Raw genomic sequence first — 23,291 nt, forward strand, 5'->3', positions numbered from 1 at the left:
CGGGGCGCGCACCGAGCCGTCCGCGCGGCGTTCAAGCGCGCGAGCCTTCGCGGGCGCTAGGCGGTATCGTGCGGGCCATCAGCAGCGTGCTGACCGTCGCCCTCGTGCTCATGGTGCTCATCGGCGGCACGTCGTTCCTCATTTTCCATCAATTCGAAAGCCCTGGTCCGCTGCCTCAGGAGCGCACCGTTATCATTCCCAAGGGCGAGGGGCGCATTGCGATCGCCGAACGGCTGGAGCGCGAAGGCGTCATCACGAACCGTTGGACGTTCGTCGGCGGCTATCTGCTTCAAGGGTTTCTCGGCGGCCACAAGGGCGGCGAGCTGAAAGCCGGCGAGTACCAAATCAAAGAACACGCCTCGATGCGGGACGTGATCGACACGCTCGCGGAGGGCAAGTCGATCCTCTACAAAACGACGATGCCTGAAGGGCTGACGAGCGAGCAGATCGTCGAACGCCTGAAAGCCGAGCCGAACCTCAGCGGTGAGATCTCGAGCGTGCCGCCGGAAGGGACGCTGCTTCCCGATACCTATTATTTCTCGAAGGGTGCCTCGAGGAACGAGATTCTCGACCGCATGCGGGTCGGCATGGAGAAGGCGTTGGGGCAGCTCTGGGATGAGCGCGATCCCGATCTTCCCGTGCGATCGACGGATGAACTCGTGACCTTCGCGTCGATCGTCGAGAAAGAAACGGGGCGCGCCGATGAGCGCGACCGGGTCGCCGCCGTTTTCTATAACCGTCTGCGCAAGGGCATGCGGCTGCAGTCCGATCCGACGATCATCTATGGTATCGTCGGCGGCCAGGGCGCGCTCGGCCGCGGCATCACCAAGGCGGATATCGAGACCAAGTCGCCCTACAACACGTATCAGATCAACGGACTGCCGCCGGGGCCGATTTGTAATCCGGGGAAATCGGCGCTTCTTGCTGCGCTGCATCCAGCGAAAACGAGCGATCTTTATTTTGTTGCCGACGGCACGGGCGGTCACACGTTCTCGGAGACTCTGAAGGAACACAACAACGCCGTCCAGAAATGGCGGCAGGTCGAGAAGCAAAAAGCTCAGGACGCAGCCGATCAGGACGACGATGCTGCGCCGATCCCAACTGCCAAAACCGCAAAAGCCAGCGCGTCCAAAGGGCAGAAATCGGCGAAGGCAACGACGCCGGCCTCAGGGGCGAGCGACGGCGATGGCGACGACTCTTCGCCGTCAGATACAGCTACCGACGCCTCCGGCATGCCGCTTCCTGTCCGCAAACCGAAGCGACAGTAACCTTCAGCCGGACGAGCCATCAGATATAGTTGGCGGATGCGATCCGAGCCGTTAAGTTGCGGCCCGCGTAACCCACCCGTCGGCGAGACATTCCCCTATGACCATATCCAGCATGACGGGATTTGCCCGCGTCGACGGCATGACCGATGGCCTCGCCTGGACGTGGGAGGCTCGCAGCGTCAACGGCCGCGGGCTTGATGTCCGCTTACGCCTGCCGCCGGGCTATGAAGCTCTGGAGCTGCCGGCGCGCGAAGCTGTCGCCAAGCGGCTGGCGCGCGGGAACGTCTCGATTTCGCTGAGCCTCGAAAAGCAGCAGACGAACGGCTCGGTGCGGTTGAACGAAGCGGTGCTTCAGGATGTTATCAAGGCCGCCGAGCGCGTGACGGCGCTGTCGGGGGCATCGGCGCCCGATGCGGCCCAGCTGATGATGATCAAAGGCGTTCTGGAGGCGGCCGACCAGATGGCTGAAGCCAGCGACGTTCGTGCGGCGCGGGAGAGAGCGCTCCTGAAGAGCCTTGAGGCTGCGCTCGACAAACTCACTGAAGCTCGCCGCGCCGAGGGCACGCGGTTGCACGACATCGTCATTGAGCAGCTCGTTCAGATCGAGCGGCTGGAGTCGGAGGTGCGCGCCTCGCCGTCGCGCACGCCGGAGGCCATCGTCGCGCGTCTCAAGGATGCGATTACCCGCCTGTTCGATACGACGGCGCCGCTCGATGCGGAGCGCCTGCATCAGGAAGCCATGCTGCTCGCAACGCGCGCCGACGTTGAGGAGGAACTGCAGCGGCTTTCGGCGCATGTGTCGGGCGCACGGGAAATTCTGGCGGAAAACGGCGCGGTCGGCCGCAAGCTCGATTTCCTGGCGCAAGAATTCAATCGCGAAGCTAATACGCTGTGCTCGAAAGCCAATGCGGTCGACGTCACCCGGCTGGGTCTACAACTCAAAACGATTATCGACCAGTTCCGCGAACAAGTGCAAAACGTCGAATAACATGAGCAAGAACGCGGAAGAGAAACCTAGTGGCGCAGCCGAGCCGCACATCGCGCGCCGGGGACTGCTTTATATCGTCTCGTCGCCATCGGGCGCGGGCAAGACGACGCTGGCGCGTCGGGTGCTGGCGGCGGACGCGAATGTCGAGATGTCGGTTTCGGTGACGACGCGCGCGCCGCGGCCCGGCGAACAGAACGGCGTCGACTATCATTTCGTCGATCACGCTGCATTCGAGCGGATGAAAGAGCGCGACGAGCTGCTCGAATGGGCGCGCGTGTTCGACAACTATTACGGCACGCCGCGGGCACCGGTCGAAGCCGCCATTCGCAGCGGCAAGGACGTGCTGTTCGACATCGACTGGCAGGGCGCGCAGCAGCTTTCCGAGAAGATGCCGGGCGATGTTGTGCGCGTCTTCGTTCTTCCCCCGTCGGGCCATGTGCTCGAAGAGCGGCTGAAGACGCGGGCGCAGGATCCGCCGGACATCGTTGCGAAGCGCATGGCGGCTGCATCGTCCGAGATCAGTCACTGGCCGGAATACGACTACGTGATTGTGAATGCGCACGTTGAAACGAGCGTGGCATCGGCGCTCGCAATCCTGTCCGCCGAGCGGCTGAAGCGCGGGCGGCTGCTGGGGCTCTCGGAATTCGTGCGGACCTTGCAAGTGGCGCTCTAAGCCGTCGAAGCTTCGCTTTCGTCAAGCACCAGAGCCAATCGTGCAAAATCCGCAACCGACAGCTCTTCGGCGCGGCGTTCGGGTGCCAATTGCGCACGCTGCAGAAGCAGTTCGGGAAACGCGGTGATCTGTTTGAGGCTCGAACGCAGCATCTTGCGGCGCTGTCCGAAGGCGGCCGCGGTGACGCGTGCCAGCGTTTTCACGCGACAGGCGGGCTGCGGCGATGCGATGGGGCGAAACTCGACGATGGCGGAGGAGACTTTCGGTGGGGGCGTGAAGGCTTCGGGCGGCAGGTTCATCACGATCCGAGCTTCCGTGCGCCACTGCGCCAGCACCGAGAGGCGGCCGTAGGCTTTTGACTTCGGTTGCGCAACGATGCGCTCGGCGACCTCGCGCTGGAACATCAGCACCATGCGGTCGTACCACGGCGGCCAAGGTTCCGTTTCGAGCCAGTTCACGAGCAGTAGCGAGGCGACGCCGTAAGGCAGGTTCGCGACGATCGACGCAGACGGGGCATCGCCGAGCAACTGCCGGCAATCGACGTCCAGCGCGTCGGCAGGATGGACATCGAGGCGGCCTGGATAGCTCGCCGAGACCTCGGCGAGCGCGGGCAGACAGCGGTCGTCACGCTCGATGGCGATAACGTGCTTTGCACCTTCCATCAGAAGAGCGCGCGTCAGTCCGCCGGGGCCGGGACCAATCTCTACAACTGTTCGTTCGCTCAGGTCGCCGGCGAGGCGCGCGATCTTGCGGGTGAGGTTGAGATCGAGCAGGAAGTTCTGGCCGAGTGACTTCTTGGCGTTGAGACCATAGCGCTCGATGACAGTGCGTAGGGGCGGGAGGCCATCTGGCCCATTGGCAGCGCTCATGGTGTTGCCGCAGCGCGGCGGCGGGCGCTCATGTCAGCTGCGAGCTTCAGCGCAGCCTTGAGGCTCGACGCGGAGGCGACGCCTTTTCCCGCAATCGAAAACGCCGTGCCGTGGTCAGGCGAGGTGCGCACGAAAGGCAATCCGAGCGTAACGTTGACGCCCTCGTCGAAGGCGAGCGTCTTGATCGGGATGAGGCCCTGATCATGATACATCGCGAGCGCCGCATCGTAGGTCTTGCGGGCGGCCTCGTGAAACATGGTGTCGGCGGCAGTGGGACCGGTCGCGTCGATGCCCTCGGCGCGCAGTCGCTCGACGGCAGGGCGGACGATGTCGCGATCTTCCGTGCCCAGGGTGCCGTCTTCGCCCGCATGCGGATTGAGGCCGGCGAGGGCGAGGTGTGGTTTCTCGATGCCGAAGTCGCGCTGCAAGGCGGCGTGGACGATGCGCGCCGTGCTGACGATCTTATCGGTCGTGAGAAGAGAAGGAACGTCCTTCAAAGGCACGTGGATCGTCACAGGCACGACGCGAAGCACGGGCGCGGCGATCATCATCACGGGTTCGGCGCGCTCGGACGGCCAGAACTCGTTTGCGAGCGCGCCGAGAAATTCGGTATGGCCGGGATGCTCGAAGCCTGCTTCGTAGAGAACCGACTTGGCGATCGGGTTGGTGACGACGGCTGCGGCGCGACCTGCTGCAACGTCAGCCACCGCCCGGCGGATCGCTTGGATCGTCGCTTCGCCGTTGGCGACGTCGGGGCTGCCTGCGATGGCAGGCGCCGACAGCGGAACCGGAACGACGGGTAGGGCATCGGGGAAGACCAGCGCAGCCGCACCGGCATTCGCAACCGGCATGATTGCGGTTTCCGGATCGAGGGCTGAGGCGCGGGCCTGTGCGCGCATCAGCTCGATATCGGCATAGATCGCAAAAGGCGGAATCGCGTCGGCGGATCGGTCCTGCCAGGCGCGCAGCGCCAGTTCGGGACCGATACCGGCAGGGTCGCCCATCGTCAGGGCAAGGGGAGGCATGGGGATAGGGGGCAGCTTGTGTAAATCCGAGTGAGGGGGCGCCTGGCCCTCTACTTGGAGCCGACGTCGATACGGTACTCGATGTGGGCATCCTCACGCAAATCCTTGAGATAGCGCTTGGCCATCAGCTCGAACTCTTTCTGCTTCAGCTCGCCTTCGGCCTGGTTGCGCTGGACCTCAGACGCCTTGACGGCATCGCGACCGCAGACGACCCATAGCTCAATGGCGCCGTTGTTCACGGCCGGCGGCAGCATTTCGCCATTGGCAGCGTTAAGGAGCAGCGTGCGGGTCGGTTCAGGGATGGTCGCGGGCCGCTGCTTGCCGAGGTTTTCGAAGCGGGCGCCGGTGACGCCCATTGCCGCCTGCGCCGTCGACTGGCAACCGGTGAATTTCTGCCGGATCTTGTCGGCGTCCTGGATGCGCGCCGCGATGCCGTGCTCTTCGATCTTGGCCGGCATGGCGATGCGGATGCGCTGAAGCTGCAACTCGATATCGTCGTTGGCGGATGTGGCCGAGGCGACGAGCTTATCGACGTCCCGGTTCGACACGTTGATCAAAGGCGCGAATTTTTTCTTCACGACCTCGTTCCAGGACAGCGTTGCACGGATGCGGCCCTTGATGGGTTCGAGGCTACCGCCGATCTGCTTCTGGAACTGCTCGACCGTCATCTTGTTGCGTTCGGCGATGCTCTTGACGATCATGTCGACCTGAGAGTCGTCGATCGTCACGCTTTGGCGTTTTGCTTCCTGCGTCTTGAGGCGGTCGTCGATCAATTCTTCCAGAGCTTGCTTTTTCATCGCCGGCAGGGCCGATGCGCGGGCGCTTTCGAAGGCCCGGCGCTGCAGGCTCATGCCGTATTCCTTCTTGCGTTGCTCGAAGATGGCGATGATCTGCTCACGCGATTTACCTTGGTTGTCGCGCGCCGTCTGCTGCAGGATTTCCTTCAAGTGCTCCGACGTTCTCGGGTCCTTGATGATGGCTTGGAAGTTGGCTTTCGCCTGGCTCTGAATATTCGTGCCGCTGAGCATCATGGCGCGCTGGTCAACTTCATAGCCGGTGATCGGCTCGTCGTTGACGAGGGCGACGATCGAGCGCTGCTCGGCCGTGGGCGGGCCGGACAAGTCGCGGCTCGCCGTGGCGGCGCTGCCGGGATCGATGGATTTCTTGCCGTGCCGTTTCTGGCCCTTGCCGGTGTCGGGCAAGGTATCGCCAATCGACGGCTTCTGCGTCGCCGCAGAGGTACCATCGCCGGTCACGGCGACCGTTCCGTTCTGAGCTGCGGCCGAGATCGAAAAGGCGATGCAGGCGGCAGCCGCCAGCACACAGCGTCCGATGTTTCCGGATCCCAGGGTTCCGGATAATCCTGCAGTCATGCTCCGTCTCAGCGGCATGCGTTAACGACACCCTGTAGCGTTCGATTCGGCCACGTGGAGCATAGCTCGGCCCCACCTGTTCAACCGGCCTTATCCACATGAAGAGTGGCCAAAATCCGGTTTTCGCGCTGTTTTCGAACTCAAGGTTCAGGACCAGCGCGAACAGGGATCAGTTGGTGCGCTGGTCGCCACCCAAATTGAAGTCGGTTCCCGTCGAGGTCGCGAAGTCGCCGAGGTGCTTAAACTCGAAGCGCAGCATGATCGTCTGATCAGGCTCGATCGATTCATCCGAGTAGTTCGACTGGATGTAGGACGCGGTCAGGGCGAAGCACTCGTCGACATACTTCAGGTTGATGCTGTCGTAGCGGAAGTTGCCTTCCTGGAGGTTGTAGCGAGACGATCCGCCGATGCTCCAGCGGTTGGTGAGCTGCAGGGTGGCTGCCGCCAATACTTCCTCTTCGCGTGAGAGCGTCGCGATGGTGTCTGGGTTTTCGGGATCGGTGAAAAGAGCGTCGGCATCGTAGGAGTAGCCGGCCTGGACCGACAACGGACCCCAGCTCGTGATCATGGAGGAATCCATACGCTTCAATGCGAAGGTCGACTGATCGAAGCGGCTCTGCGAGATGATGCGGAAGTTGCTCAGCGGCGCAAGGTAAGCACCGATCACGTAGTCCGAGCGATCGGTCTCGAGGCCATTATAGGGATTAAAGACGTAGTTGCCGTCGGCATTGCGGCCAGGGTTGAGATAAATGTTGTCGCCCGACAGATGATAGCTCTGACCGGCAAGGAAACGGGCATAGCCGCCGTCGTTGGACTGGAACGTGTACTGCAGACCGGCATTGACGCGCGTGCCCGTCTCGATGCGGTCATAGCCCGAGAATTTCGAGGTCGAGAACAGGTTGGTGTCGTCAAACACGAGGCTCTGCGCGTCTTCATCGGGTAGACGGCGCTGCGGAATGCTCTCCTGGTGCGCCACGATCTGGCCGATCGGCTCGATGATGTGCGTGCCGGCGGCGTTTGTCGCGGCCCAGGGATAAGACACGGTCATGCCGCCGTCGACGACGCCGCGCGTTACGGTGTCGGAGAAAACCTGGGACGACGCGACTGCGGTGCCGGCTTGGTTCAGCACAACGCTTTGAGGGTTCGTCGCGTTGTCATACTGATAGACGTCGCCACGGATATCCGCGAACGGCGTGTAGCTGATGCCGATGGCGTCCGTCAGGCGGCGGCGCCATTTGAGTTCGCTGACAATGCGGTTGACGTTCTCATCTGTCTGGCGGCCGGTCATTGGATCGACGAGGGCGCCATCCGCGCGCGTGAAGCTCAGGATGTTGGTGTTCCACCTGAGCTCGCCGCCGACCACAGGGTCCTTGAAGACATAATTGTAGTCGATGATCGGGTGCGTGTAGCTCTCGGTCTGCTGCGTGTCATTCGTGAGCAGGCCGCCGAACTGATAGAGCTTGGCGCTGAAGTAATTGCGGTCGGACTGGCCGGTCAAATAGATCTGGTTGACGCGGTCTGTGACGAGGATGCTGTCGAGCTTATAGAAGCGGCGGAACTGGTCGTCGCTTTCCACGATCGCGTCCCAGCCGAACTTCCACCAGCTCGACAACGAGAACTGACCGTGCGTCTCGACGCTGCCGCGCAGGCCATCGAGATCTTTGTTGTCCGCCGGCGCGCCTGGGAGATCGCGATAATTTTGGTCGATGCCCGCGAGACGAACATTGAACTGGCCGTTGGCCAGCCGTTGCCGCCACTCGGCCTTCATCATCAAGCCCTGATCGCTGAAATAGATTGGCTCGAGCGTCGCGTCGTAGTTCGGCGCCAGGTTGAAGAAATAAGGGATGCCGGTGATGTAGCCGAGCGTCGAGGAGTGGCCGTAGTCAGGCGTCAGGAAACCCGATTTCCGCTTCACGGTCGGGTCCGGGCTCTGGAAGTAGGGCAGGTAGAAGATCGGCTGGCCGTAGATCTCGAAGTAGGCGTCCTGGTAGGTGAGCGTTGCGGCCGACTGATCGTGGATGATGCGCGTCGCGCTGATACACCAGAGCGGCGGAGTACCACCGTCGCTTTGGCACGGCGTGAAGCGGCCGTTGTGGAACTCCGTGATGTTGCCTTCGCGCCGGGTCGCGCGGTCAGCGGAGATGTGAGATTTGTCCTTCGACGTGATCGAAAGCGCCGATACGAAGCCGTCACGGAAGTCGTCGGTCAGGGTGTAGCGATCAGCGTGGACGATGTTGCCCTGAGGCTCTTTCAGCGTAACGTTGCCGATGGCCGTGAGCGTGCCAGCGCTTTGATCGTAAACGACTTCGTCGGCGGTCAGGATGTAGTTGTTGTAGAAAATCTCGACGTTGCCGCGTGAAATGACGCGGTCGCCCGATTTGTCATAGATCAGCTGATCGCCCTGCAGACGCATGGGCTGGGCGCGGTCGAGATTGGTGTTGATCTTGCCGAAAATCGCACTCGGCGAGTTGGCCGCGCCAAACGATGAATTGGCGGATGATTTCTTTTTGCTGCCACCCACCGTTCCACTGGGATCAGTGACCTGCGCATCGTAGGTTTGAGCGCCCGCACGTGGGGCGAATTCGGTAGAGGCGCTGACGAGCGTCAGGACGCACAGAAGCGCACGAGCGATCCCGCCCACCTTCCGGTGGCGAGAACCCTCGCGTGACGACCCGCAACCCTCATGCGGTGTCCGCGCTTCACGCATCACTCAGCCATCCTCCTGGTGCAACAGCACCGTAGTCGAGATGATCAGAATAAGGATCACAGGCACCCACGCAGCGACCCACGCCGGCGCAAGCCCCGCGATCCCAATTTGCCTCGCAATTTCCGAGAACAAGAAGAAACTAACCCCACCGATCATCCCTGTCGTAACCATAGTCTGGATGCCACCAGAGCGGAATGACCGCAATGACACAGTGGCCGCCAAAAGGACCATCGCCATGCACAGGAGTGGACGGACCAGCAGCGACTGATATTGAACGCGCAAGCGTTCCGTCGAAAGTCCAGCCTTATCAGCGGCTTCTATGAGTTCAGGCAGGTCCCAAAACGAGACCGAAAAAACGGTGCCGAGGGCCTCTTGTACACGGTCCGGCGTCAGGTAAGTGGATACAAGGTACGACTTGAATTTTTCCGGCTGCTGGCCGAGGCGTGAAACCCATGCATCCTTGAGGTCCCAGTAGCCGTCTTTGAGCTCGGCTTCGCTGGCGTCGACACGCTCTGAGAAGTGCCCCTGACGATCATAAGCGAGGATCATCACGCCCGTCAGCGTCAGGCCACGGTTCGAAGCCGCTGCGGCGCCGAGAACTGATTCCCCATCGACGCCATCCTGTCGGATCCACGAGCCACCGCCTTGGGCCCGTAAGAGGTTGTTGTCGTTGCCGAACGCTTTGGCAAACACCTTTTCGGATTTGGCTCGGCCTTTGGCGGCCAGCGGGTTGTAGACCGTAACGCCCAGCACGCCGACGACGAGGCCGACGATCAGTCCCGGCACCAGAAATTGCCAGACGGACATGCCGCCCGCGCGCATGACGGCGAGTTCGCTTTTGCGGTTGAGGTGGAGGAGGGCGGCCAGCGCGCCGACGAGCACGGCGAACCCGAGCAAGAACTCGACATATGCTCCGAGACGCAGCATGGCGATCAGGACGAGTGTGTGTGCCGGGACGTTGCCGAACTTGCTCGATTGGCGGAGCAACTCGACAAAGTCGATCATAAAGATGAGCATTGCACAGACCGCGAGCGTCGAGGTGATCGCGACCAAAAACATCTTGGCAATGTAACGCCAGAGTATGAACGAGTTCCTCATGACGCGAATTTCCGGCGCGGCATGACAAGGCGAATGATATTGGCCCAGATGGCCGCGCCGGTATCAAGGAACAGTCCAACGATGCGGGATGGACGGCGTTGCCGATCGGCGCGCTTGATGACGATCAGAGACAGGATGATTGCTGAAATCGGCGTCCCGTAGAGGAAAAACAGCATCGTCGGATTGCGCGCGACGGCGCTGTTCAACGCCAGGCCTGCCATCCGGCATGCCGCGCCGAGCAGGAAGGTGAGAACGAGGCTTTGCATTCGGCTCGAACGGGTTGAGCGCGCCTGGCCGACAAAAGCGATGATCAGGAAAGCGAATGCGATCGGGTAAAGCGGACTGACGAGACGCTCGTTGATTTCGGCACGGAACTGTCCTGCCTGGGATTTATAGAGCTTGCTGTCCGGGTCGGGGTGCACCAGCTCATTCCAATAGCGCTCGCGCGGCTTCAGCTCGCCCGAGCCATCGCTCTGGGGTTCGAACTGGTCGAGATCGACGATGTATTTGTCAAAGGCGATGATCTGCGGCGGGCCTTCGGCATCTGAGCGGCGAATGATGTGGCCGGTCGTCATGACGAGGTAGGCGGTGCCGTCCTGCTTCACGATGGTGCCGTGCTCGGCGAGGTAGGTCTGCGATTGCGCCTTGTTGCGCGTGTCGTTCATGACCAGACCCAAAAGCTCGCCGTCTGCGGACCGGTCGCGGATATGAAACATCAAATCTTGCTCGGGGCTTGAAAAGCGGCCGGGCTGAATGACTTGTGTCAGCAGATCGCTGCGCACCTGGACCATGTACTCACGCAGCAAGCGCATGCTCCACGGCTGCGCGAAGTGGCTGACCAGGGCCAAGAAAATGCTGACGAGGAACGCCAGGAGGAGGAGGGGGCGGGCCACCGTCCATACCGTCGAACCTGCCGCGGAAAGGACGATCAGCTCGCTGTCGGTGTTCAGCCGGTTGAGGGTCTGAAGGGCGCCGATCAGCAGCGAGAACGGCGCGATGATCGCCATGAGGTTCGGTACCGCGAGAGACGTGACGCGGACGAGCATCCATGTGTCCTGACCCTGGCTGGTCACGACGTTGAACTGGCGCAGAGCCAGCGCGATCCAAACGATACCGGTCAAAGATATGAGAATGAGCAGGAACGAACTCGCCGCCTGCCTGAACACATATCTTGAGAAAATTCGCATGCCTTAGCCGTCCCCGCTTCCGTCACCCGACAGAAGCTCCCCCCGCTGTCACCGCCGGCTTCCGCAGTGATCCCTTCCGGGTCCCATACCACAGTGGCAGAATTTCGGCTGTTCAGAGTTGTCCCGCCGTGCGATATATTACAAAAAACCTACTTGCATCGCAGATAGTTAGGCCGTTTGAGGGCCTTAGCCGGAATTGCCTGCACAACGGCTTGCTTGCCACGCCTTTGCGAACGACTAAGTTGTGCGCGGCCATGCTGCCCCGTCCCGCCCGCCTTGACCAGGCCCGCGAGTCGTCCCGTGGATCGGCGTCCGCGTCCAGCCCCTGCTTTTCTCATCCCGGATCGGGATCTCATCTTAACTTGGAGTCGTCTTGAAAATGTCCGATCGCTTCGAAATTGCCTTTGCGCCTCTCAGTGCCGAACCGGAGACGGTGACCGTCGTATTCGCGGGCGATGGACTGGTGCTCGGCACGCGGGCGCGCGAGTTTGATACGAAGTCCGCAAGCGCGATCAGCAAGGCTGCTGCAGCTGCCGACTTCAAAGGCAAATACAAGTCGTCGATCGAAATTCTGGCGCCCGCAAAGCTCGGAATTGACCGGCTTATTCTCACCGGCCTCGGCAAGGCCGGTGCGCTGACCGAGCAGCAGGCCATCGATCTTGGCGGCGCGGTGCTGGCAGCCATCCAGGCGCGCAAGGGCAACACGGCATGTGTGATCGTCGACGTCGAAGGCACCGAGACGCTGTCGGCGGATGAGATCGCGGCGCTCATTGCCCAAGGCGCCATGCTTCGTCACTACAACTTCAAAAAGTACATGACGAAGAAGTCCGGCGATGAGAACGCGGACAAGGATGGGCTGAAGAAGCTCGTCATCCAGGTGCCGCATCCGGACAAGGCGAAAGCTGCCTTCCAACCGCTCAAGGCCGTCGCCAACGGCGTCAACCTGGCGCGCGATCTCGTCAACGAGCCGGCCAACATCCTTGGTCCGGTCGAACTCGCAGAGAAAACGAAAGCGCTCGAAAAGCTCGGTGTCGACGTCGAAATTCTCGATGTGAAAGACATGGAGAAGCTTGGCATGGGCTCGCTGCTGTCGGTCGGCCAAGGCAGCGTGCGGCCATCTCGGCTTGCGGTCATGGTGTGGAACGGCGCCAAGGGATCGAAGAAGCAGAAGCCGATTTGCTTCGTCGGTAAGGGCGTCGTGTTCGACACTGGCGGCATCTCGATCAAGCCCGCGGCCGGCATGGAAGACATGAAGGGCGACATGGGTGGCGCAGCAGCCGTGATCGGGACGATGCACGCGCTCGCCGAACGCAAGGCCAACGTCAATGCCGTCGGTCTCGTCGGCTGCGTGGAGAACATGCCGTCCGGCAACGCGACCCGTCCGGGCGATATCGTCACCTCGATGTCGGGCCAGACAATCGAAGTCATCAACACGGACGCCGAAGGCCGCCTCGTGCTCGCCGACGTGCTCTGGTACGCGCAGGAGCAATTCAAGCCGAAGCTCGTCATCGACCTCGCGACGCTGACGGGCGCGATCATGGTTGCGCTCGGCAAGGAGTATGCGGGTCTGTTCTCCAACGAAGACAAGCTTGCCGACGAGCTGCTGGCCGCCTCACGTGCGACCGGCGAGAAGCTATGGCGGATGCCGCTCGATAAAGCCTTCGACAAGGCGATGGATTCGAAGAACGCCGATATGAAGAATGCCGGCGGCCGCTGGGCCGGTGCAGCGACGGCCGCAGCCTTCCTGCAGCGCTTCATCCAGAAAGATACGCCCTGGAGCCATATCGACCTTGCCGGCACGGCGATGGACGGCAGCCGTAACGACATCAACCAGAGCTGGGGCGCCGGCTGGGGCGTGCGGCTGCTCAACGCGTTCGTCGCGGAGCATCACGAAAAGGGTGAGAAGTAATTTCAGCGGCCGAGCCAATTCGGTTCATCTGAGTTGGCTCAGCACCTTGTATCATTTTGAAACACATACCTCTCCTGTGCTTTGTTTCCATAATACATATTATGCGAAATTTATTCAGAATGCTGGAATGGTCGATTGCTGGCCCCGGCTCGATTTCAATCGGCGCTGAGAACTGTCGACTTCCGATACCAGAACGGAAATGGCGCTCCGATGATGAGCATGACGAACGCCAGGATTGCGTTGCGCAGCGGACGCCTTTCAAAAGCGGTGCTCTCAATCGAGGTGTAACCCGGCACAGGTTCGCCGCTCGCAATGAGGCGCTGGGCATCGGCAAGGTCATCCTCGCTGACGAGGAAAGATACGCCGCCGTAGAGGATCGCGAACTGCGGCGCTTGGCAAACGATGTCCTTCCCTGCAAGGACGAAGCGAATGCCGTGGGCATCGAGCAAGCTCTCGATGACAATCGCCTCCGGCAGCATCAGCGTGGTATGCGCGATCCGAAGCGGCATCGTTGTCTCTCGCGGCTAAGGTTCCCTTCGTTCGAGCGTTCGAATGCCTTCGGCGATCAAGACCGCATAAAGCGCCAGCACGAAGCCCGACAGCATGTTGACCGATACGACGGCGCCGATGGCTTGTGCCAGAGACGGATCGAACACCCAGGACAGCATTCTGACGACGATATCGTCGAAGCTCTGTTTCAAGAGGAACAGGAACTCGCTCGCCTGCTCCATGGTCGGCTTCGCTGGCAGATCGAACGTGGCGCGCGTTGCGAGTTCGGTGATGCCCGGCGCGGGAATGAACGTCAGCCCCGCGGAGAAGACCAGCCCGAGCGGCGCGGCGAGACGGAAGTAGCCCCAACGCAGCGGCCGGGCCTTCAGGCGGTCCATCAGGAAGCGGACGACCTGGACGCCGAGAAAGAGTGAAACGGCGAAGATGATCGCGACCAGTTTCAGGCGCTCCTGATCGGTGCCGAGAAACGTCAGCAGGCCGACGACGCCCGCCAGGATCGCCTTGGTGACCGACTCGATCACGCCGACCGCGACGATGAAGATGATCGAGCGGCCCGGCGTGCGGTCGAAGTAAAACGGGAACTCATACTTGAGGCGCGCGATTTCGAGCGCGGCACCGACGGCCAAGGCAATCAGCGCCGTTCCGGCCGCAAAGATCAAAGGCGCGGTGAAGCCTGCCCAAGCGACGGCGCAGATCGCCGCCAGCTCCAGCACCATCGTCAGGCCATTGAAGAGAATGTGCATGGCCGTCCCTCATCCCCGTACAAAGACTAGCAGACGCCGTGGCCTCAGCAAGCTCCGGCGGCGAAGTCTGTGCCCCTCGTCTTCTGGTCGCAGACGGCGTCGGTAGCCCGATGGCGTGTGGTCGATTAGTGTCCGGCCCGACCACATAGAGGACGGACATGGCGAACACCATGAAACCTTCGCGCGATATTGCGCGGCTTATCGAGATCATGGCGGCGCTGCGGACGCCCGTCACAGGCTGCCCCTGGGATCTCGAACAGACGTTCGAGACGATTGCGCCCTACACGATCGAGGAAGCCTACGAAGTTGCAGACGCCATCGAGCGACGCGACCTTGCCGACCTCAAGGATGAGCTTGGCGATCTCCTGCTTCAGGTTGTCTATCATTCCCGGCTTGCGGAAGAGCAAGGCGCGTTTGCTTTCGGCGATGTCGTCGAGGCCGTGACGAAGAAGATGATCCGGCGGCACCCGCACGTCTTCGGCGACGGCAGCGCGCGCGATCCGTCTGCCGTCAAGGCGACTTGGGATCAGCTCAAGGCGGAGGAACGCGCCGAGAAAGCAGCGGAGCGGGCGCGTCTCTCTGGCGGCAATACAACCTCTGCGGACGGGCCCGTTACGCTGGCCGACGTGCCCCCGACCCTCCCTGCTTTGACGCGCGCAACTAAGTTGCAGCACAAAGCCGCGAAGGTCGGCTTCGACTGGCCGAACCTGCTGCCGGTGTTCGACAAGCTGAAGGAAGAGATTCAGGAATTTGAAGAGGTCGCCCTTCCCCACGATCCTCGTGGGGAGTCTTTATTGGCGCCCGGCGACTCTCCTGCGGAGAGCCGGCCGCCGGGCGCAGCGCCTTCCGGCCGGCTCGCGGAACGCAAGTCGGAAAGCGCGATCAAAGAAGAGTTCGGAGATATCCTGTTCGTGATGGCGAACATCGCGCGGCATCTCGATATCAATCCGGAGGATGCGTTGCGCGGGGCGAACCGGAAATTTATCCGCCGTTTCGCCCACATCGAAAAGGTGCTGGCGGAACGCGGCAAGACACCGTCGCAATCGACACTCGAAGAGATGGACGCGCTCTGGGACGAAGCGAAGGCACTGGAGAAAAGCTAACGTCCGTTTGACGCGCGGATGTGTTGCGCGATGTGTTCAGGGCGGAAACCCAGACCCAAGACACGAGCAGTAAAGCGTGACAGAAACGGAAACGTCTCCACGAGCCGGACAAACCCCGGCGGCTTGAGCGGCCCTGTTGCTTTGAGGGCTTTCGAAATCACGCTGTTCTGAATGGCAAGCTGCAGGCGTTGGGTTGCGACAGTCGGAAATGTCCGGCGCGATTGGATCACTCGCAAATCGCTCATCTGCAGATCGCCCTCTTTCAAAGGCTGCCACAGGCGGTTAGCGGCTGCGACTGCATCCTGAACCGCGAGATTGATGCCGACGCCGCCAATCGGGCTCATGGCGTGCGCCGCGTCGCCGATGCAGAGGAAGCCGGGCTTCGACCACGTCTTCAGGCGATCGACGGCAACCGTCAGCAGCTTGACGTGATCCCAATCCGGAATGTCGTTCGCACGCGCCGGGTCGAATGGAAGAAGTGCGCCGACCGATTTGCGAAACGCTTCAAGACCGGCGGCTCGTGTCGCCGCGTCGCCGCCTTTCGGAATGATATATGCACACTGCCAATAGTCGCCGCGCGGGATCATAATGAAGATGTGCCCTCCCTCGAAGCGCCCTGCCACATCCGCCGCGTCGGTCGGAAGCCGCGGCAGGCGAAACCACATCACATCCATCGGTGCGCCGAAATTTTCCGGCACAAATCCGGCGGCTGGACGCAGCGTGCTGTTACGGCCGTCGGCTGCGACGACGAGATCGGCTTTGATCGTGAGCGGACCTGAAGGCGACTTCGCCGTGACGCCCGTAACGCGGTCGCCGTCGTAGATGAGTCCAGTCGCCTCCGTGCTCATCTTCAGATCGAAGCCTGGATAGGTGCGGCCCTTCTCAGCGAGGAAATTCAGAAAATCCCATTGCGGCATCAGAGCGATGAATTTCGTCGTGATCGGCAGGTGGCTGAAGTCCGCCATCTCGACGCGAGTATCGCCGAACTGCATGAAAAGGCGCTGCACTTCCTGATGCGGAAGCTTGAGGAATTCGTCGAGCCAGCCCAGCTCTTCCATCATGCGCAACGTCGAGGGATGGATCGTATCGCCGCGGAAATCGCGGAAGAAATCGGCGTGCTTTTCGAGAACGCAGACCTTCACTCCGGCACGCGCCAGGAGTACCCCGAGCATCATGCCCGCCGGGCCGCCGCCGGTCACGCAACAGGTCACGCGCTGATCCATGAGGATCGAGCTTATACGGATATTCCGTTCTTGCGAAGCTGCCCGATCACGCGATCTTTCTTTTCGCTCGGAATTCGGAGGCGCAGTTCAATACCGCCATCCTTGCGAGCTTCGCGGGCGAGTACGTCGGTCGTCTCATGCAGCCAGTTGAGCAGCGCCCCGGCGCTTCCCGGCACTATGACGTCGATGATCTCGTCGGAGGCGCCCAGGCGCGTGTCGATGGTTTCGAGCAGCGGCGCCATCCCCTCCCCTGTCTCGGCGGAGACGAGGACCGGTGGGCGGGCATTGCGCTGGACTTCGTGTTGTAGCTCGGAGCGGCGATCGCTCGAAAGCAGATCGATTTTGTTCCAGACTTCGAGGATGTTGCTTTCGATCGGCAGCGTGTCGATGCCAAGCTCAGACAGCACCTTCTCGACATCCTGCGCCTGCGCTTCCGTTTCCTCATGCGCAATGTCGCGAACGTGGAGAATGAGATCGGCTTCGACGACCTCTTCTAGCGTGGCGCGAAACGCGGCGACGAGCATGGTCGGCAAATCGGAGATGAAGCCGACGGTATCCGATAGGATGATGCGGCGCGCGCTCGGCAGCTTCACTTCGCGCATGGTCGGATCGAGCGTCGCGAATACCTGATCCATCGCAACGACGCCGGCGCCAGTGATCTTGTTGAAGAGCGTCGACTTGCCCGCGTTCGTGTAGCCGACGATGGCGACGATTGGATACGGCACCTTGCGCCGTCCCTTGCGATGCAGGTCGCGGGTTTTGACGACTTCAGCAAGGTCCTTCTTGATCGCATCAATGCGATCCTGAAGCATGCGGCGGTCGAGTTCGATCTGAGCTTCACCGGGGCCGCCGAGAAAGCCGCCGCCGCCGCGCTGACGTTCCAAGTGCGTCCAGGCGCGAACCAGTCGGCCCTTCTGATACGTCAGATGTGCAAGCTCAACCTGCAACACGCCTTCCCGTGTTCGCGCACGTTCGCCGAAGATTTCGAGAATGAGTCCGGTGCGGTCGAGAACTTTGGCGTTCCACGCCTTCTCGAGATTGCGCTGCTGCACCGGCGTGATGTTGTAGTCGACGACGACGAGGCCGATTTCAAGCTCGGCAACGCGGTCCTTTATTTCCTCGACTTTGCCCGAGCCTAGAAGCGTGGACGGACGCGGCTCGGCGATCGGCACGACGGCCGAGTCGATGATGTCGAGGTCGATCGCCTTCGCGAGACCGACAGCTTCCGCCAGTCGATTTTCAGGACTGTGGATCTGCGCATCGGCATTCGCGACCCCGCGCGTCTTCAACGGACGCTTCAGCGCGGGCACGACGACAAGCGTTCGCGTCCTCGGTGCCCGCGTTTCTTCTGAGGCTTTTCGACGTTTGCGCTTTCCCTCGCCCTCGCGCCGTTCGTCTTCGCCGTTTTCAGGGCGCGCGATCAACCGGCTCCGCTCTCATCCTGATCGTTGAGATTGACCGGACCGCCCGGCATGATCGTCGAGATCGCGTGCTTGTAGACAAGCTGGGAATGGCCGTCGCGACGGAGCAGGACGCAGAAATTGTCGAACCAGCTCACGATGCCTTGGAGTTTCACGCCATTGATGAGGAAGATCGTCAGAGGCGTTTTATTTTTGCGGACATAATTTAAAAAAGTGTCCTGCAGGTTCTGAGGTTTTTCGGCCGCCATTGTTGTTGTCCGTTTTTATCTCGACGTCTTGCTAGGCGTCTTGTCTGAAACGTGGGGCACTGTCACGTTTGGAAAGCAACGAAGCGCCGCAACGGTTTCGATTTTCACCGGGGGTGCGATGACGATCGAAGCGACGGCACTCTACATCCATTGATGCTTCGCACAATGCGGCAACGTTCGCACTACCCCTCTGAAATTTCAGCAACATGATGAAATCTCAAGCGTAGCTGGCGCGCCAGTGGGCCTGGACGGCCGTCGGCTACTGGACTGCCGTCAATATTGACCACCGGCATGACGATATTCGTAGCGGACGTCACAAACGCTTCCCGGGCGCGCAAGGCTTCCTCTTTCCCGAAGGTGCGTTCTTCGATTTTCAATCCCTCAGCCTTGGCGACGTCCATGACGGTAGCGCGGGTGACGCCGGGCAGAATATGGGGGCCGAGCGGGCGCGTAATCAGCGCTCCATCAGACGATACGATCCAGGCGTTGCTCGATGCGCCCTCTGTCACATTCCCATCGGCATCGACGAACCAGGCTTCTTTGGCCCCATTTCTGCGCGCCTCATCCTTGGCGAGCACCGCAGGAAGTAGCATCACGGTCTTGATATCGCAGCGGCCCCAGCGATTGTCTGGAATGGTTTTAACGGCGATCCCCGTCTTGGCGAGTTCGGCCGACCAGCCCTTGCGTTGGGCGCGCGCCAGAATGACGAGGGTCGGGACGGTTCCCTCTGGCGGCAGGGCAAAATCCCTCGGGCCGGCGCCGCGTGTCACCTGCATATAGACGATGCCGTCGCGGATGCGGTTACGGCTGATCACCTGTCTGATCACCTGCATCAGTGCCGCGTCAGACATTGGCGGTGCGATGCGAAGCTCCCGCAGGGACCGGGCCAGCCGGGCGAGATGGCGGGTTGCATCAACCAGATGGCCATCGAGCACCTCGATGACCTCATAGATGGAATCGGCAAATTGAAAGCCGCGGTCCTCGGCGTGGACTGCGGCTTCCGCATAGCGCTCGTAGGCGCCATTGACGTAGACGATGCGGGTCAAGCGCGCGGCTCCTAGGAGGCGGAACGCAGATCGCCGCTCCGCTGCTCGGACGAGACGCCCAGCGCCCGAAGCTTGCGGTGAAGTGCCGAACGCTCCATGCCGACGAACTCCGCAGTGCGGGAAATATTCCCACCGAAGCGGTTGATCTGCGCCAGCAGGTATTCGCGCTCGAAGATTTCACGAGCTTCGCGCAACGGCAGCGACATCAGATGCTCGGCCCCGCCGTTGACGGGCAGCGGCACGTTCGAACCGATTTCTTCAGGCAGCATGTCGGCCGTGATCGCCGCGCCCGCTTCGCCGCCTGCAAGGATCAACAGGCGCTCGACGTTATTGCGCAACTCGCGGACGTTGCCCGGCCAGTCGTGCGCCTGCAGCACCGCGATAGCGTCTTCGCCGATACGGCGCGGCGCGAGGCCCGATGTCTGCGCGACCTGCCCGATGAAGTACTGGATCAGTTCGGGAATATCTTCCCGGCGCTCGGCGAGGCTCGGCACGCGAAGCGTCACGACGTTGAGACGATGATAGAGATCTTCGCGGAAGCGGCCTTCGCGAATGTCCTGCTCCAAATCGCGCGAGGTCGACGAGATGATGCGGACATCGACCGACACCTTCTGCGAGCCGCCAAGACGCAGGAACTTCTGCTCGACGAGAACGCGCAGGATCTTGCCCTGCGTTTCCATCGGCATGTCGGCGACTTCGTCGATGTAGAGCGTGCCGGTGTGGGCTTCTTCGAGCGCGCCGACCTTGCGTGGCCCACCGGTGCGGTCCTCGGTTCCAAACAGCTCCTCCTCGACGCGATCTGGCACCATGGCGGCTGCATTCAGCACGACGAACGGGCCGTCGGCGCGGAGCGACTTCTGGTGCAGCACGCGGGCCGCGAGTTCCTTGCCGGAACCCGACGCGCCGCGCAGCATGATGCGGCTGTTGGTCGGCCCGGCCTTGTCGATGTTGTTCTTGAGCTGATTGATCGCGGGCGACTTGCCGATCATCTCGGCCGAGACGACCGAGCGCTCTTTCAGCTCTTTCACTTCGCGCTTCAACTGCGAGGCCTCGAGAGCGCGCAAAGCCACAAGCACGAGGCGGTCGGACTTGAACGGCTTCTCGATGTAGTCGTAAGCGCCGCGCTTGATCGCGGTCACGGCCGTTTCGATGTTGCCGTGTCCGGAGATGATGACGACGGGAAGATCGGGATACGTCCGCTTCATCACCGTCAGAACCTCGAGGCCGTCAAGGCGGCTGCCCTGCAGCCAGATGTCGAGGATGACCAGATGCGGCTTGCGGTCTTCGATGGCGCGCAGGGCCTCGTCACTGTCTCGCGCAAGGCGTGTGCGATGGCCCTCGTCCTGCAGGATGCCCGCGACCAGATCCCGGATATCGGCCTCGTCATCGACGATCAAAATATCAGCTGACATTGCTGCGCTCCTGGGGGGTTAAAGCGTTTCATATCATGCTCCGCCAACGGCATGTGCTGGAGAGCGCATGGGCTCGGCTGAAGTCACTTCAGAAGGTTTGGTTTTCAGAGGCAATGTTAGACGGACCAAGGCGCCGCGCGTGCGCGTCTCGGTCAAGGGTGCATCCTCAAGTGCTAGCGTGCCGCCGTGCTGTTCGACGACCTTTTGCACGATTGCGAGACCGAGGCCAGTCCCCTTCGCACGCGTCGTAACATACGGTTCGAGAAGCTTGGCGCGGTTTTGCTTCGGCAGGCCGATGCCGTTGTCGATAACCTCGATCGCGACACGATCCGCCGACGGAACAAGCCGGACCTCAATGTGGCCTTTGTAGTCGGGCGGCCGCCCTTGCGCTTCGCCATAGGATTCGATGGCTTCAGCGCCGTTCTTGATCAAATTCGTAACGGCTTGCGAGATAAGCCGCAGATCGAAGTGAGCACGGATGGGTTGATTGGGGATTTCGAGCTTGAAGTCGATATCCTTGTTGCCTTCGCGGAAGAGCACGGCGGGCTCCTGCACGGCGAGGCGCAAATCCTGGTCGGCCATGACGGGTTGCGGCATGCGCGCGAACGACGCGAACTCGTCGACCATGCTTTTGATCTGACCGGTCTGGCGTTCGATCGTCTGCGTCAGCGTTTCGAACAGGTCGCGGTTGTCGTCGATCTGCGTCCCGAACTTGCGGCGCAGGCGTTCGGCTGCAAGTTGTATCGGCGTGAGCGGGTTTTTGATCTCGTGCGCGATGCGCCGCGCGACATCGGCCCACGCACTCGTCCGCTGTGCCTGCACAAGCTCGGAGATATCATCGAACGTCACGACAGAGCCGACGTCGCCCTCATCCTCTTCCCGCTCGTGGGTAATGCGGACGGCGAACGTGCGCTCCTCATCGCCGATCTGTTTCTTGATTTCGTGCTGACCTTTATTTTTCAACCCTTGCTCATCGACAGGAGCGAGGACGGGTGCGAATTCGGGAACGACGTCGGTCAGAAGCTTGCCGACGGCTTCGACACTTTGCGTTCCGAGCAGGCGCTCGGCGGCGCGGCTCAGAAGTGTGATGCGATCGTTGCTATCGAGGCCGATGACTCCGGCTGAAACGCCCGACAGCACCGCCTGGATGAAATTCCGCCGCTCGGTGAGCTGCGCGTTGGTCGTGACGAGCGCGTCCTGCTGGGTTTTCAACTCTCGCGTCATCAGGTTGAAGGTGTGCGAGAGACGGCGAAGGTCCCCCTCCCCGCGCTTCTCAGGCAGCTCGATTTCGAGATTGCCGCGCGAGACCTCTTGGGCGCCGGCGATCAGCCGACGGATCGGGGCGACGAAACGGCCTGCGAACCACATGCCGACCCAGATGGCCGCCAGAAGCGACGTCAACGAGATCATGAAATAGATCAGCCCGTGGGCGACTTTGAGACCGCTCTTGGCCTGGCGCAGGCGGGAATATTCGTAGACGTTCTGCTCGGTACTTTTGAGATGCTGGATCACCTTCGGGCTGACACCGCGGGCGACGTAAAGATAGCGGCCGGGCATCGAGTCGATCTTGGCGATGGCCGAGATCCGATAATCGCTCGACGGCCGCGAGAGTGCCACCTGCCCGGCTTCCGCCTGCTGGATGGCCGATGGCGGCGGCACGACGTACGGCAGCTTCGGATCGTCGAGCGCGAGCACGATCGGCACGCCGTCGGAATCGATGATGTAGGCCGACGTCAGATCGCGCAGGCCGGCCTGACCGATAAGGAATTTCTGGAAGGCGTCGGGGTCGTCCTTGAGGGTTGCGGCCTCTCCGTTGATGTCACGGACCATGTTGACGATGTCGGTCCGGATGATCTGGCTGTGCTCGTCGACGTAGGCGCGGGCAACGTCATAAGAGTTTTCGACGATGGCGCTGGTGCGGCCCGAGAACCAGCCGTCGAGCGAGCGAGAGAACGTCGTCGTTGCGGCGACGGCAAGCAGCACCGCGGGCAATGCGGCGATCAAACTGAAGAGCGCCACGATGCGGGTGTGCAGGCGGGCGCCGGGTATCCTCTGCTTCCACGCGCGCCGGAGGCCCAGAGCCTGCCACGCGATGGTGCCGAACATCGTCAGGATCAGAACGGCGTTGATGGCGAGCGCACCCCAGACGTATTCGTTGCGGGGAGCAATCGCCGTCAGCCCGGTCAAAATCATGTAGCTGACGAGCGCGGACGTCAGCGACAGCAGGACGACGCCCAATCCAAACCAAAACGCACGGTCGGATGGATTGAGTGGGGTCGTCCCCTCATCCATGAGCGCAGCCATAGCCTCTCGGTCGCCCATAGCGTCAGGATCGCGCACGGCATCGCGATCGCCGCGAGCGATCGTGTCAGCTTTGCCATTGCTGTTGCCGGCGCTCATCAAATTACGACCAAGTCTGCTATCGCTATGAATTCGTTTTCTAATTTTCGTTCGATAGAATTCGTGCGCGACGTTGCCTAACGCTGTG

General features: G+C 61.5%; 19 protein-coding genes. 5 read left to right on the forward strand and 14 right to left on the reverse strand.

The features are described 5' to 3' along the window. The first annotated feature begins 68 nt into the window (after positions 1-68). The 3 genes from mltG (at position 69) to gmk (ending at position 2,929) form a co-directional block, all read left to right on the forward strand. Positions 69-1,268 (forward strand): endolytic transglycosylase MltG, encoded by a 1,200-nt coding sequence (mltG, locus tag HYP802_RS0112555; RefSeq protein WP_244421010.1) that lies wholly within the window; start codon positions 69-71, stop codon positions 1,266-1,268. Positions 1,269-1,365: 97 nt separating this feature from the next. Beyond that, positions 1,366-2,256 (forward strand): YicC/YloC family endoribonuclease, encoded by an 891-nt coding sequence (locus tag HYP802_RS0112560; RefSeq protein WP_013947678.1) that lies wholly within the window; start codon positions 1,366-1,368, stop codon positions 2,254-2,256. A 1-nt stretch (position 2,257) separates the two neighbouring features. Then, positions 2,258-2,929, forward strand: coding sequence for a guanylate kinase (gene gmk, locus HYP802_RS0112565; protein WP_013947679.1), 672 nt, complete (start codon positions 2,258-2,260; stop codon positions 2,927-2,929). Here the strand turns inward: gmk and rsmA are convergent. The 6 genes from rsmA to lptF all read right to left on the reverse strand — a co-directional run bounded on the left by rsmA (position 2,926) and on the right by lptF (position 11,188). Beyond that, positions 2,926-3,798 (reverse strand): 16S rRNA (adenine(1518)-N(6)/adenine(1519)-N(6))-dimethyltransferase RsmA, encoded by an 873-nt coding sequence (gene rsmA / locus HYP802_RS0112570; protein ID WP_013947680.1) that lies wholly within the window; start codon positions 3,796-3,798, stop codon positions 2,926-2,928. The genes gmk and rsmA overlap by 4 nt on opposite strands. Further along, positions 3,795-4,823, reverse strand: coding sequence for a 4-hydroxythreonine-4-phosphate dehydrogenase PdxA (gene pdxA / locus HYP802_RS0112575; RefSeq protein ID WP_013947681.1), 1,029 nt, complete (start codon positions 4,821-4,823; stop codon positions 3,795-3,797). Before pdxA ends, rsmA begins: the two co-directional genes overlap by 4 nt. A gap of 50 nt (positions 4,824-4,873) precedes the next feature. Continuing rightward, complete coding sequence (locus HYP802_RS0112580) at positions 4,874-6,196, reverse strand: peptidylprolyl isomerase (protein WP_155831222.1); 1,323 nt, start codon at positions 6,194-6,196, stop codon at positions 4,874-4,876. 169 nt (positions 6,197-6,365) lie between these two features. Further along, the gene (locus tag HYP802_RS0112585) at positions 6,366-8,903 is read right to left on the reverse strand and encodes an LPS-assembly protein LptD (RefSeq protein WP_013947683.1); all 2,538 of its coding nucleotides are present in this window, start codon (positions 8,901-8,903) and stop codon (positions 6,366-6,368) included. A 3-nt stretch (positions 8,904-8,906) separates the two neighbouring features. Beyond that, a complete protein-coding gene (gene lptG / locus HYP802_RS0112590; protein WP_013947684.1) occupies positions 8,907-10,001 on the reverse strand; it encodes an LPS export ABC transporter permease LptG in 1,095 nt (364 codons plus the stop codon). Then, positions 9,998-11,188 (reverse strand): LPS export ABC transporter permease LptF, encoded by a 1,191-nt coding sequence (lptF, locus tag HYP802_RS0112595; protein ID WP_013947685.1) that lies wholly within the window; start codon positions 11,186-11,188, stop codon positions 9,998-10,000. Before lptF ends, lptG begins: the two co-directional genes overlap by 4 nt. 379 nt (positions 11,189-11,567) lie before the next feature. Here lptF and HYP802_RS0112600 point away from each other — a divergent pair, with 379 nt between their 5' ends. Next, positions 11,568-13,097, forward strand: a complete 1,530-nt coding sequence (locus tag HYP802_RS0112600) for a leucyl aminopeptidase (protein WP_013947687.1) — start codon at positions 11,568-11,570, stop codon at positions 13,095-13,097. Between the two features lie 155 nt (positions 13,098-13,252). Here the strand turns inward: HYP802_RS0112600 and HYP802_RS0112605 are convergent, their stop codons facing one another. After that, the gene (locus tag HYP802_RS0112605) at positions 13,253-13,606 is read right to left on the reverse strand and encodes a hypothetical protein (RefSeq protein ID WP_013947688.1); all 354 of its coding nucleotides are present in this window, start codon (positions 13,604-13,606) and stop codon (positions 13,253-13,255) included. A 15-nt stretch (positions 13,607-13,621) separates the two neighbouring features. Then, positions 13,622-14,350: a hypothetical protein gene (locus tag HYP802_RS0112610; protein WP_013947689.1), complete on the reverse strand. Its 729-nt coding sequence runs from the start codon at positions 14,348-14,350 to the stop codon at positions 13,622-13,624. Positions 14,351-14,520: 170 nt separating this feature from the next. Here HYP802_RS0112610 and mazG point away from each other — a divergent pair, with 170 nt between their 5' ends. Continuing rightward, positions 14,521-15,453, forward strand: a complete 933-nt coding sequence (mazG, locus tag HYP802_RS0112615) for a nucleoside triphosphate pyrophosphohydrolase (protein ID WP_024275870.1) — start codon at positions 14,521-14,523, stop codon at positions 15,451-15,453. On the opposite strand, the gene HYP802_RS0112620 is transcribed toward mazG, so the two are convergent. The 6 genes from HYP802_RS0112620 to HYP802_RS0112650 form a co-directional block, all read right to left on the reverse strand. After that, positions 15,450-16,676: an FAD-dependent oxidoreductase gene (locus HYP802_RS0112620; protein ID WP_024275871.1), complete on the reverse strand. Its 1,227-nt coding sequence runs from the start codon at positions 16,674-16,676 to the stop codon at positions 15,450-15,452. The genes mazG and HYP802_RS0112620 overlap by 4 nt on opposite strands. 11 nt (positions 16,677-16,687) lie before the next feature. Then, complete coding sequence (gene hflX, locus HYP802_RS0112625) at positions 16,688-17,986, reverse strand: GTPase HflX (RefSeq protein WP_029670970.1); 1,299 nt, start codon at positions 17,984-17,986, stop codon at positions 16,688-16,690. 110 nt (positions 17,987-18,096) lie between these two features. Next, on the reverse strand, positions 18,097-18,345 hold the full coding sequence (gene hfq, locus HYP802_RS0112630; RefSeq protein WP_013947693.1) for an RNA chaperone Hfq: 249 nt from the start codon (positions 18,343-18,345) through the stop codon (positions 18,097-18,099). Positions 18,346-18,527: 182 nt separating this feature from the next. Continuing rightward, positions 18,528-19,391, reverse strand: a complete 864-nt coding sequence (locus HYP802_RS0112640; RefSeq protein ID WP_013947695.1) for a D-amino-acid transaminase — start codon at positions 19,389-19,391, stop codon at positions 18,528-18,530. A gap of 11 nt (positions 19,392-19,402) precedes the next feature. After that, on the reverse strand, positions 19,403-20,803 hold the full coding sequence (locus HYP802_RS0112645; RefSeq protein WP_013947696.1) for a sigma-54 dependent transcriptional regulator: 1,401 nt from the start codon (positions 20,801-20,803) through the stop codon (positions 19,403-19,405). Positions 20,804-20,836: 33 nt separating this feature from the next. Continuing rightward, complete coding sequence (locus tag HYP802_RS0112650; RefSeq protein WP_024275873.1) at positions 20,837-23,203, reverse strand: PAS domain-containing sensor histidine kinase; 2,367 nt, start codon at positions 23,201-23,203, stop codon at positions 20,837-20,839. Positions 23,204-23,291 lie beyond the last annotated feature (88 nt).

This window comes from Hyphomicrobium sp. 802, from assembly GCF_000526135.1.
Lineage (GTDB): Bacteria > Pseudomonadota > Alphaproteobacteria > Rhizobiales > Hyphomicrobiaceae > Hyphomicrobium_B.

Bases quoted from the DNA above. Each gene is read 5' to 3' on its own strand.
- HYP802_RS0112560 (WP_013947678.1), top strand. From the start codon at position 1,366: ATGACCATATCCAGCATGACGGGATTTGCCCGCGTCGACGGCATGACC.
- gmk (WP_013947679.1), top strand. From the start codon at position 2,258: ATGAGCAAGAACGCGGAAGAGAAACCTAGTGGCGCAGCCGAGCCGCAC.
- rsmA (WP_013947680.1), bottom strand. From the start codon at position 3,798: ATGAGCGCTGCCAATGGGCCAGATGGCCTCCCGCCCCTACGCACTGTC.
- pdxA (WP_013947681.1), bottom strand. From the start codon at position 4,823: ATGCCTCCCCTTGCCCTGACGATGGGCGACCCTGCCGGTATCGGTCCC.
- HYP802_RS0112580 (WP_155831222.1), bottom strand. From the start codon at position 6,196: ATGACTGCAGGATTATCCGGAACCCTGGGATCCGGAAACATCGGACGC.
- HYP802_RS0112585 (WP_013947683.1), bottom strand. From the start codon at position 8,903: ATGCGTGAAGCGCGGACACCGCATGAGGGTTGCGGGTCGTCACGCGAG.
- lptG (WP_013947684.1), bottom strand. From the start codon at position 10,001: ATGAGGAACTCGTTCATACTCTGGCGTTACATTGCCAAGATGTTTTTG.
- lptF (WP_013947685.1), bottom strand. From the start codon at position 11,188: ATGCGAATTTTCTCAAGATATGTGTTCAGGCAGGCGGCGAGTTCGTTC.
- HYP802_RS0112600 (WP_013947687.1), top strand. From the start codon at position 11,568: ATGTCCGATCGCTTCGAAATTGCCTTTGCGCCTCTCAGTGCCGAACCG.
- HYP802_RS0112605 (WP_013947688.1), bottom strand. From the start codon at position 13,606: ATGCCGCTTCGGATCGCGCATACCACGCTGATGCTGCCGGAGGCGATT.
- HYP802_RS0112610 (WP_013947689.1), bottom strand. From the start codon at position 14,350: ATGCACATTCTCTTCAATGGCCTGACGATGGTGCTGGAGCTGGCGGCG.
- mazG (WP_024275870.1), top strand. From the start codon at position 14,521: ATGAAACCTTCGCGCGATATTGCGCGGCTTATCGAGATCATGGCGGCG.
- HYP802_RS0112620 (WP_024275871.1), bottom strand. From the start codon at position 16,676: ATGGATCAGCGCGTGACCTGTTGCGTGACCGGCGGCGGCCCGGCGGGC.
- hfq (WP_013947693.1), bottom strand. From the start codon at position 18,345: ATGGCGGCCGAAAAACCTCAGAACCTGCAGGACACTTTTTTAAATTAT.
- HYP802_RS0112645 (WP_013947696.1), bottom strand. From the start codon at position 20,803: ATGTCAGCTGATATTTTGATCGTCGATGACGAGGCCGATATCCGGGAT.
- HYP802_RS0112650 (WP_024275873.1), bottom strand. From the start codon at position 23,203: ATGAGCGCCGGCAACAGCAATGGCAAAGCTGACACGATCGCTCGCGGC.